Annotated in this window: 10 protein-coding genes; 8 read left to right on the forward strand and 2 right to left on the reverse strand. The window is 71.8% G+C overall.

The features are described from left to right. From JHN45_RS46705 to JHN45_RS46715, 3 genes are all read left to right on the forward strand, one after another. A partial coding sequence (locus JHN45_RS46705) for a DUF5819 family protein (RefSeq protein WP_201055489.1) occupies positions 1 to 669 on the forward strand: 669 nt, incomplete at its 5' end. Continuing rightward, positions 666 to 1,874 (forward strand): HTTM domain-containing protein, encoded by a 1,209-nt coding sequence (locus tag JHN45_RS46710; protein WP_201055491.1) that lies wholly within the window; start codon positions 666 to 668, stop codon positions 1,872 to 1,874. The genes JHN45_RS46705 and JHN45_RS46710, both read left to right, overlap by 4 nt. Beyond that, entirely contained in the window at positions 1,871 to 2,617 is a 747-nt protein-coding gene (locus tag JHN45_RS46715) for an RNA methyltransferase (RefSeq protein ID WP_200716120.1), read from the forward strand. Before JHN45_RS46710 ends, JHN45_RS46715 begins: the two co-directional genes overlap by 4 nt. 68 nt (positions 2,618 to 2,685) lie before the next feature. Here the strand turns inward: JHN45_RS46715 and paaN are convergent, their stop codons facing one another. Beyond that, positions 2,686 to 4,377, reverse strand: coding sequence for a phenylacetic acid degradation protein PaaN (gene paaN / locus JHN45_RS46720; RefSeq protein ID WP_201055493.1), 1,692 nt, complete (start codon positions 4,375 to 4,377; stop codon positions 2,686 to 2,688). 172 nt (positions 4,378 to 4,549) lie between these two features. Here paaN and JHN45_RS46725 point away from each other — a divergent pair, with 172 nt between their 5' ends. Next, positions 4,550 to 6,064, forward strand: coding sequence for a 3-hydroxyacyl-CoA dehydrogenase (locus JHN45_RS46725; RefSeq protein ID WP_200716122.1), 1,515 nt, complete (start codon positions 4,550 to 4,552; stop codon positions 6,062 to 6,064). Then, a complete protein-coding gene (locus tag JHN45_RS46730; RefSeq protein ID WP_200716123.1) occupies positions 6,061 to 6,651 on the forward strand; it encodes a TetR/AcrR family transcriptional regulator in 591 nt (196 codons plus the stop codon). Before JHN45_RS46725 ends, JHN45_RS46730 begins: the two co-directional genes overlap by 4 nt. 37 nt (positions 6,652 to 6,688) lie before the next feature. Here the strand turns inward: JHN45_RS46730 and JHN45_RS46735 are convergent, their stop codons facing one another. Then, positions 6,689 to 7,189 (reverse strand): Lrp/AsnC family transcriptional regulator, encoded by a 501-nt coding sequence (locus JHN45_RS46735; protein ID WP_374192817.1) that lies wholly within the window; start codon positions 7,187 to 7,189, stop codon positions 6,689 to 6,691. A 174-nt stretch (positions 7,190 to 7,363) separates the two neighbouring features. On the opposite strand from JHN45_RS46735, the gene pdhA reads away from it, so the two are divergent. From pdhA to JHN45_RS46750, 3 genes are all read left to right on the forward strand, one after another. Next, positions 7,364 to 8,500: a pyruvate dehydrogenase (acetyl-transferring) E1 component subunit alpha gene (gene pdhA / locus JHN45_RS46740; protein ID WP_200716124.1), complete on the forward strand. Its 1,137-nt coding sequence runs from the start codon at positions 7,364 to 7,366 to the stop codon at positions 8,498 to 8,500. Then, entirely contained in the window at positions 8,497 to 9,501 is a 1,005-nt protein-coding gene (locus JHN45_RS46745) for an alpha-ketoacid dehydrogenase subunit beta (protein WP_200716125.1), read from the forward strand. The genes pdhA and JHN45_RS46745 overlap by 4 nt, the downstream gene beginning before the upstream one ends. Next, positions 9,501 to 9,988, forward strand: a 488-nt coding sequence (locus tag JHN45_RS46750) for a biotin/lipoyl-containing protein (protein WP_307783394.1), incomplete at its 3' end; no start/stop codon positions are given. The genes JHN45_RS46745 and JHN45_RS46750, both read left to right, overlap by 1 nt.

A 9,988-nucleotide genomic window follows, 5' to 3' on the forward strand; every position in this document is an offset into this window, starting at 1 on the left:
CCCCCGCCCGCACCGGACCCACCCGTCGGTGTCGCCGCGCTGTCCCTGCGCTACCAGGTGGGCGCCGCGCTGGCGGTCGCGGTCGTCGCCGTAGCCGCCCTGGTCCACCTCGGGATGGTGTTCCTGCATGTCGCGCCCTCGAACACGGTGACGAAGCAGCACGGCAAGGCGATCGACGAGTGGATCTACCCGGAGTTCGAGCAGAACTGGAAGCTGTTCGCGCCGAACCCCCTGCAGCAGAACATCCAGGTCCAGGTGCGCGCCGACATCCGCACCGCGGCCGGTGCGACCCGTACGACCGGCTGGTACGACCTGTCGGCCGAGGACGGCGCGGCCATCGACGGCAATCTGCTGCCGAGCCACACCGAGCAGAACGAGCTGCGCCGGGCCTGGGACTTCCTGACCGCCACGCACGACGCCAACGACAAGGCGATCGGCGTGCGCGGCACGCTCGCGGAGACGTATCTGCGCCGCATCGTCGTGCTGCGCCTGGGCCGGGACGACGCGGCCGGAGCGGGCGGCACCGTCCAGCGCGTCCAGGTCCGCTCCGTCACCACCAATGTGCCCCCGCCCGAGTGGAGTGACGAGCAGGTGTCGACCACGCCCCAGTACCGCACGCTGCCCTGGTGGACGGTTCCGGCGGACGAGGGCGCGGGAGGTGTCCGGTGAGCGGCTTCGCCCCGTCGGTCTCCCGCGGCATCGCCCGCGTCACGGAGTCGGCCCTGGGCCCGTACCAGAGCGCCGTGATCCGCATCGGCTTCGCCGCGGCCTGGCTGCTGTTCCTGCTGCGCGAACTGCCCCACCGCCAGGAGCTCTACGGCCCCGACGGCCCCTGGAGCTGGGACCTCGCCCGCCGACTGATCGCGGACAACGGCGCGTTCACGGCCCTGATGTGGTCGGACGGACAGTTCTGGTTCGAGACGGTGTACGCGCTGGCCGTACTGGCGAGCGTCCTGCTCCTGCTCGGCTGGCGCACCCGCACGACGTCCGTGCTCTTCATGGTCGGCGTCCTCTCGTTGCAGAACCGCAGCGTCTTCATGGGCGACGGCGGCGACAACGTCCTGCACCTGATGTCGATCTACCTGGTGTTCACCCGCTGCGGCCAGGTCTGGTCCCTCGACGCCCGCCGGGCCGCACGCGCGCGTGGGGAGCGGATTCCCGACCGGGTCGGCCCCGTCCTGTGGCTGGTCCTCGGCGCGGTGCTCGTCGCGGTGACCTCGGCGGGCCGTTTCGACAGCGCCTGGTTCGTGCCCGTGCTCCTGTGGGGCGTCTGGCTGGCGCAGGCCCTGTGGTGGGCGGTCGCGCGGTACGCGAAGTCGTACGAGCCCCGGGTGCTGCTGGACGTCATCGCCAACGTCATCCACAACGGAGCCCTGCTCGTCATCGCGACCGAGGCCTGTCTGATCTACGCCACGGCCGGCTGGTACAAGATCCAGGGCTCCCGCTGGCAGGACGGCACCGCCGTCTACTACCCGCTCCACCTCGACTACTTCTCCCCCTGGCCCGGCCTCGCCGACGTGCTGTCCTCCAGCGGCACGATGGTGATGCTGGTGACCTACGGGACGGTGATCGTGCAGGTCGCCTTCCCGTTCACGCTCTTCAACCGGCGCGTCAAGAACGTCCTGCTGGCCCTGATGATGACCGAGCACGCCGTGATCGCCGTACTCCTGGGGCTGCCGTTCTTCTCCCTGGCGATGATCGCGACGGACGCGGTCTTCCTGCCGACGTCGTTCCTGCGCCGGCTCGGTGAATGGGCCGCACGCGCGCGTGGACGGTGGTTCGCGAGGGGCGGCCCTACGACGCCGGACGGGGACCCGGGGGAGCCTCGCGCCCCGGAGAACCCCGAGCACAGCCACGTAGGCTTCACCGCATGACCGACCCCGCAGCGGCCGACTGGCACCGGCTCGCCGACACCTCCGTGCTGCTCGACGGCTTCCACGCCCTCAAGCACGCGCTGCGCTTCGGCGCGGAGGTCCCTCTGGCGGTCACCACGGACCGACCGGCGGCCCTCGCTCTGGCAGCCGACCTGGCCCCCGACGTACGGGACACCCTGGACGCGCTGCTGACGGAGGTCCCGGAGGGCACGTACCGGTCCTTCGTCCCGCGCCCGCATCCCACCGGGGTGGCCGCCCTGGCGGTACGCCCCGCGCGCGAGGCCAACCTCCGGACGCTGGTGCACACCCCGCGCAGCGCGCCGGTGATCGTCCTCGACAACCCGCGCAACCTCGGCAACGCGGGCGCCGTGATCCGCCTCGCCGCCGGTTTCGGCGCGACCGGCGTGGTCACCACCGGCACGCTGGACCCCTGGCACCCCACGGTCGTCCGCGCAGGCGCGGGCCTGCACTACGCGACAGCCGTGGAGCGCCTGACGGTGGACGAACTCCCGTCCGGCCCGCTGTTCGCCCTCGACCCGGAGGGCGACGACATCCGGGGCATGAAGCTCCCGGACGACGCCGTCCTGGCCTTCGGCTCGGAACGCACCGGCCTGTCGACCGAACTACGCGCCCGCACCGACCACTTGGTGTCCCTGCCGATGCAACCCAAGGTCTCCAGCTACAACTTGGCGACGAGCGTGGCGATGACCTTGTATCACTGGTCAACTACAGCGCCCCGTTAGGGGCGCGGGGAACTGCGCGACCAGCCACAACGGACCTTGGGCCGCACAACAACCGCACCCCCGAGCTCTTAGGCGTCCCGACGTACCTCGACGACCCGGAACCGGTTGGCGACGAACGCCCCATCACACAGCGCAGCATTCGCCGCCGGGTTGCCACCGGACCCATGGAAGTCCGAGAACGCAGCCGTCTGGTTCACGAACACCCCACCGGTCAGATTCAGCGACAACTGGGCGGCCTCCTCAAGGCAGACCTCCTCGACGGCCTTCTCGACCCCCTCGTCGGTCGTGTACGCCCCGACCGTCATCGCCCCCTTCTCCCGCACAGTCCGCCGCAGCAACTCCACCGCGTCGGACGCAGAGTCGACCGCGACGGCGAAGGAGACGGGCCCGAAGCACTCGCTCATGTACGCGGCCTCGTCGTCCGGCTTGGCCCCGTCGAGCTTCACGATCACCGGCGTGCGGACGACCGCGTCCGGGAACTCCGGGTTCGCGATCTCCCGTGAGACGAGGGCGACTTCACCGAGGGAGGCGGCCGCCTCCAGCCGGGCCTTCACGTCCGGGTTGACGATCGCGCCGAGCAGCCCGTTCGCGCGGGCGTCGTCGCCCAGGAGACCGTCCACCGCGCGGGCGAGGTCGGCGACGACCTCGTCGTAGGACTTGGGGCCCTGGTCGGTGGTGATGCCGTCGCGGGGGATCAGCAGGTTCTGCGGGGTGGTGCACATCTGGCCGCTGTACAGGGACAGGGAGAACGCGAGGTTGGACAGCATGCCCTTGTAGTCGTCGGTCGACTCGACGACGACCGTGTTGACGCCGGCCTTCTCCGTGTAGACCTGCGCCTGGCGGGCGTTGGCCTCCAGCCAGTCGCCGAAACCGGTCGACCCGGTGTAGTCGATGATCCGGATCTCGGGGCGGGTGGCGAGCGTCTTGGCGATGCCCTCGCCGGGGCGCTCGGCGGCGAGGGCCACGAGGTTCGGGTCGAAGCCGGCCTCGGTGAGCACCTCGCGGGCGATCCGGACGGTGAGCGCGAGCGGCAGCACCGCGCGCGGGTGGGGCTTCACCAGGACCGCGTTGCCGGTGGCGAGGGAGGCGAAGAGGCCCGGATAGCCGTTCCACGTCGGGAAGGTGTTGCAGCCGATGACCAGGGCGGTGCCGCGCGGGACCGGCGTGAACTCCTTGTTCATGACGAGCGGGTCGCGCTTGCCCTGGGGCTTGGTCCACTCGGCGACGGCGGGCGTGCGGACCTGCTCCGCGTACGCGTACGCCACCGCCTCCAGGCCGCGGTCCTGGGCGTGCGGGCCGCCCGCCTGGAACGCCATCATGAAGGCCTGGCCGCTGGTGTGCATGACCGCGTGGGCGAACTCGTGCGTACGGTCGCTGATCCGCTTGAGGATCTCGATGGAGACCACGGCCCGCGTCTCCGCGCCCGCGTCCCGCCAGGCCCGCTGTCCGGCGCGCATGGCGGGCAGCAGGACGTCGAGGTCGGCGTGCGGGTACGTCACGCCCAACTCGATGCCGTACGGCGACACTTCGCCGCCCACCCAGTCGTCGGTGCCGGGCTGGCCGAGGTCGAGGCGGGTGCCCAGGAGGGCGTCGAAGGCGGCCTTGCCCGCCGCCGCGTCCAGGCTGCCGTGCTCGCCGTAGGCCTTGGGGTGTTCGGGGTGGGGGGACCAGTACGCGCGCGTGCGGATCGCTTCGAGCGCCTGGTCGAGTGTCGGCCGGTGCCGGGCGATCAGCTCGTGCGCGGTCGGTTCGGCGGCCATGCGGGACCAACTCCTCTTCTCAAGAACTCGTCTGCGAGCTCATGACCTGGGCAGGAACAGGGGAAGGATCAGGGGCGGAAACAGGCGGTCAGAGTTAGAGTAACCGAACGATCGGTCGGGACAAGGGGGTCCGCCGCATCTGTGGAAAACCCCGTGCGGGAGGATCGCGGACATGACAGCACTGGACCTCAGCAGCCCCGTGGCCGTCGTCGGCACCGGCACCATGGGCCAGGGCATCGCCCAGGTCGCGCTGACCGCGGGTCACGTCGTACGGCTGTACGACACCGTTCCGGGGCGGGCCCGGGACGCGACCGCCGCGATCGGCGCCCGGCTCGACCGTCTCGTCGAGAAGGACCGGCTGACCGCCGCCGACCGGGACGCCGCACACGCCCGGCTGCTGCCCGCCGAGACCCTCGCCGAGCTCGCGGACTGCACCCTGGTCGTCGAGGCCGTGCTGGAGCGGCTGGACGTCAAACAGCAGCTGATGCGCGACCTGGAGGACATCGTCGGCGAGGACTGTCTGCTCGCCACCAACACCTCGTCCCTGTCGGTGACGGCCATCGGCGCCGCCCTGCGCAACCCCGGCCGCTTCGTGGGCCTGCACTTCTTCAACCCGGCGCCCCTGATGCCGCTCGTCGAGGTCGTCTCCGGGTTCGCCACCGACGTCACGTCGGCCACGCGCGCGTACGAGATGTCCCGCGCCTGGGGAAAGACCCCGGTCGCCTGCGCGGACACCCCCGGCTTCATCGTCAACCGCATCGCCCGGCCCTTCTACGCCGAGGCCTTCGCGGTCTACGAGGCACAGGCCGCCGACCCGGCCACCATCGACGCGATCCTGCGCGAGTCCGGCGGCTTCAAGATGGGCGCCTTCGAACTGACCGACCTCATCGGCCAGGACGTCAACGAGTCCGTCACGCACTCCGTGTGGCAGTCCTTCTTCCAGGACGTCCGCTTCACGCCCTCGCTCGCCCAGCGCCGCCTGGTCGAGTCAGGACGCCTCGGCCGCAAGACCGGACAGGGCTGGTACGACCACGGGGACGACGCCGAGCTGCCCGAGCCGCACACCGCGGAACCGGCCCAGGCGCCCGCCTACGTCGTCGTCGAGGGCGACATGGGCCCCGCCGCCGACCTGGTCGCGCTGATCCGCGAGGCGGGCATCGTCGTCCGCGAGGAGGAAGAGGACCACGGCACCCGGATGGTGCTGCCCGGCGGCGGACAGCTGGCGCTCGCCGACGGACAGACCTCCGTCGAGTTCCGTGACGTCGTCTACTTCGACCTCGCCCTCGACTACCGCAGGGCTGGCCGCATCGCCCTGTCCGCCTCCCAGGACACCGCTTCGGGGACCCTCTCCGAGGCGATCGGCCTCTTCCAGGCGCTCGGCAAGGACGTCAGCGTCATCGGGGACGCCCCCGGGATGATCGTCGCGCGCACGGTCGCCCGGATCGTCGACCTGGCGCACGACGCCGTCGCCAAGGGCGTCGCCACCGAGGAGGACATCGACACCGCGATGCGCCTTGGTGTCAACTACCCCCTGGGTCCGTTCGAATGGAGCCGCAGGCTCGGCCGCAGCTGGGCCTACGACCTCCTGGACGACCTGCACCTGCGTGATCCGTCGGGACGGTACGCGCCGTCCCTGGCGCTCTACCGCCACGCGTACGCCACCGAGAAGCGGGAGGGCACCCCATGACCACCGCCAAGCGAGACACGTACACCCCCGAGAGCCTGCTCTCCGTCGCCGTCCAGGTCTTCATCGAGCGCGGCTACGACGGCACCTCCATGGAGCACCTCGCCAAGGCGGCCGGTATCTCCAAGTCGTCGATCTACCACCACGTCACCGGCAAGGAGGAACTGCTGCGCCGCGCGGTGAGCCGCGCCCTGGACGGTCTCTTCGGGATCCTCGACGAGGAGCACGCGCGCGTGGGGCGTGCCGTCGACCGGCTGGAGTACGTCGTACGGCGGATGGTCGAGGTGCTGACCTCCGAGCTGCCGTACGTGACGCTGCTGCTGCGGGTGCGCGGCAACACCGACACCGAGCGGTGGGCGCTGGAGCGGCGCCGGGACTTCGACCACCGGGTGGCCGATCTGCTGAAGGCCGCGGCGGCCGACGGCGATCTGCGCGGCGACGTGGAGGTACGGCTCGCGACCCGGCTCGTCTTCGGGATGATCAACTCCATCGTCGAGTGGTACCGGCCAGACGGACGGGGCATGGGCGAGCGCGAAGTGGCCGACGCGGTGGCCCAGTTGGTGTTCGCCGGGCTGCGCGCCCCGCACTGAGCCGGAGCCGGCCGGTGGGCCGGCACCGGCCCTGGGGTCAGCCCTCGGGCTCCAGGTCCTCCTCCTCGAACACCAGCAGCGTGCGCGTGCTGAGCACCTCGGGGATCGCCTGGAGCCGGTTGAGGACCAGGTCGCGCAGCGCCCGGTTGTCCAGGGTGTGCACCAGCAGCAGCACGTCGAAGTCGCCGCCCACCTGCGCGATGTGCGAGGCGCCCGGCAGCAGCCTCAGCTGCTCGCGGACCGTGCGCCAGGAGTTCTGCACGATCTTCAGGGTGATGTACGCCGACGTGCCCTGCCCCGCCCGCTCGTGGTCGACCCGGGCGCCGAAGCCGCGGATGACACCGTCCTCGATGAGCCGGTTGATCCGCGCGTAGGCGTTGGCGCGCGAGACGTGCACCCGCTCGGCGACGGACCTTATCGACGCGCGGCCGTCCGCCTGGAGCATCTGGAGGATGTCCTGATCGATGGCGTCGAGCGGACGCGGGGGCGGCAGCTCGCGTCCCGCCTCCGGGCCGTCGGCCATTTGTTCAGGTGCCATGTCCCCCCGCCTCCCTACCATGGACGTACTGCGTTCATTCCAGGTTGTGGAGAACCGTTTGTCCACAGCCTGGAGCCGCGTGTAGCCAAAATGTGCCGACGACCGAACAATCGGTAGGGAGGCGCCGCACGTCCGAGGCGTCTCTCCGAGCCACTCCCCCGAGGAGGTGCCGTCATGACGGTCATGGAGCAGCGGGGCGCGTACCGGCCCACACCGCCGCCCGCCTGGCAGCCGCGCACGGACCCCACGCCGCTGCTGCCCGACGCGGTGCCGTACCGCGTCCTCGGCACCGAGGCCGCCGCGCAGGCCGACCCCGGACTGCTGCGCCGCCTGTACGCCCAGCTGGTGTCCGGCCGCCGGTACAACGCGCAGGCCACCGCCCTCACCAAGCAGGGCCGGCTCGCCGTGTACCCCTCCACCACCGGCCAGGAGGCCTGCGAGGTCGCCGCCGCGCTGGTCCTTCAGGAGCAGGACTGGCTCTTCCCCAGCTACCGCGACACCCTCGCCGCCGTCGCCCGCGGCCTCGACCCCGTGCAGGCCCTCACCCTGCTGCGCGGCGACTGGCACACCGGCTACGACCCGCGCGAGCACCGCATCGCTCCCCTCTCCACCCCGCTCGCCACCCAGCTCCCGCACGCCGTCGGTCTCGCGCACGCCGCCCGCCTCAAGGGCGACGACGTGGTCGCGCTCGCCATGGTCGGCGACGGCGGCACCAGCGAGGGCGACTTCCACGAGGCGCTGAACTTCGCCGCCGTCTGGCAGGCCCCGGTCGTCTTCCTGGTCCAGAACAACGGCTTCGCGATCTCCGTCCCCCTCGCAAAGCAGACCGCCGCCCCCTCCCTGGCCCACAAGGCCGTCGGCTACGGCATGCCCGGCCGCCTGGTCGACGGCAACGACGCGGTCGCCGTGCACCAGGTTCTCAGCGAAGCCGTACGGCACGCGCGCGAGGGCGGCGGTCCCACGCTCGTAGAGGCGATCACGTACCGCATCGAGGCCCACACCAACGCCGACGACGCGACCCGCTACCGGGGCGAGACCGAGGTCGAGGCCTGGCGGGCGCACGACCCGATCGCCCTCCTGGAGCACGAACTCACCGAGCGCGGACTCATCGACGAGGCCGGCATCCAGGCCGCCCGCGACGCCGCCGAGACCATGGCGGCCGAGCTGCGCGCGCACATGAACCAGGACCCGGTGCTCGACCCCATGGACCTGTTCGCCGACGTGTACGCCGAACCCACCCCCCAACTCCGCGAACAGCGCGACCAGTTGGCGGCGGAGCTGGCGGCCGAGCGGGACGGGGCGCACTCATGACCACCGTCGCCCTCAAACCCGCCACCATGGCGCAGGCCCTCACCCGCGCGCTCCGCGACGCCATGGCCGCCGACTCCACCGTGCACGTCATGGGCGAGGACGTCGGCACCCTCGGCGGCGTCTTCCGCGTCACCGACGGCCTCGCGAAGGAGTTCGGCGAGGACCGCTGCACGGACACCCCCCTCGCCGAGGCCGGCATCCTCGGCACCGCCGTCGGCATGGCCATGTACGGCCTGCGCCCGGTCGTCGAGATGCAGTTCGACGCCTTCGCCTACCCGGCCTTCGAGCAACTGATCAGCCACGTCTCCCGCATGCGCAACCGCACGCGCGGCGCGATGCCCCTCCCGATCACCGTCCGCGTCCCCTACGGCGGCGGCATCGGCGGCGTCGAGCACCACAGCGACTCCTCCGAGGCCTACTACATGGCGACCCCGGGCCTGCACGTCGTCACCCCCGCCACGGTCGCCGACGCCTACGGCCTGCTGCGCGCTTCGATCGCCTCCGACGACCCGGTCGTCTTCCTGGAGCCCAAGCGCCTCTACTGGTCGAAGGACACCTGGAACCCCGACGAGCCGACCCCCGTCGACCCGATCGGCCGCGCGGTCGTCCGCCGCCCCGGCCGCAGCGCGACACTCATCACCTACGGCCCCTCCCTCCCCGTCTGCCTCGAAGCCGCCGAGGCGGCCCGCGCCGAGGGCTGGGACCTCGAAGTCGTCGACCTGCGCTCCCTGGTGCCCTTCGACGACGAGACGGTCTGCGCGTCCGTACGGCGCACCGGCCGCGCCCTCGTCGTGCACGAGTCGGGCGGCTACGGCGGCCCGGGCGGCGAGATCGCGGCCCGCGTCACGGAGCGCTGCTTCCACCACCTGGAGGCACCGGTGCTGCGCGTCGCCGGGTTCGACATCCCGTACCCGCCGCCGATGCTGGAGCGGCACCACCTGCCCGGCGTCGACCGGATCCTGGACGCCGTGGGACGCCTGCAGTGGGAGGCGGACAACTGATGGCACAGGTACTGGAGTTCAAGCTCCCCGACCTCGGCGAGGGCCTCACCGAGGCGGAGATCGTGCGCTGGCTGGTCCAGGTCGGCGACGTCGTCGCCATCGACCAGCCGGTCGTCGAGGTCGAGACGGCCAAGGCGATGGTCGAGGTCCCCTGCCCCTACGGCGGAGTCGTCACGGCCCGCTACGGCGAGGAGGGCACCGAACTCCCGGTCGGCGCCCCGCTGTTGACGGTCGCGGTGGGCGCACCGGCCGCCGACACCGACGCGGAGCCCGAGGGCTCGGGGAACGTGCTGGTGGGCTACGGCACGGGGGCGCCTCCGGCGCGGCGACGGCGAGTGCGGCGGATGGCGGCGGACGTCGTGACCTCGGTGGCGGACGCCCCCGCACCCCCACCCGCCCCCGCCGCGCCGACTGGTAGTAGCCGTGGAGACGGTCCCGTACCCGTGATCTCCCCGCTCGTACGACGTCTCGCGCGCGAGAACGGCCT

This window comes from Streptomyces sp. MBT53, assembly GCF_016654115.1.
GTDB lineage: Bacteria > Actinomycetota > Actinomycetes > Streptomycetales > Streptomycetaceae > Streptomyces.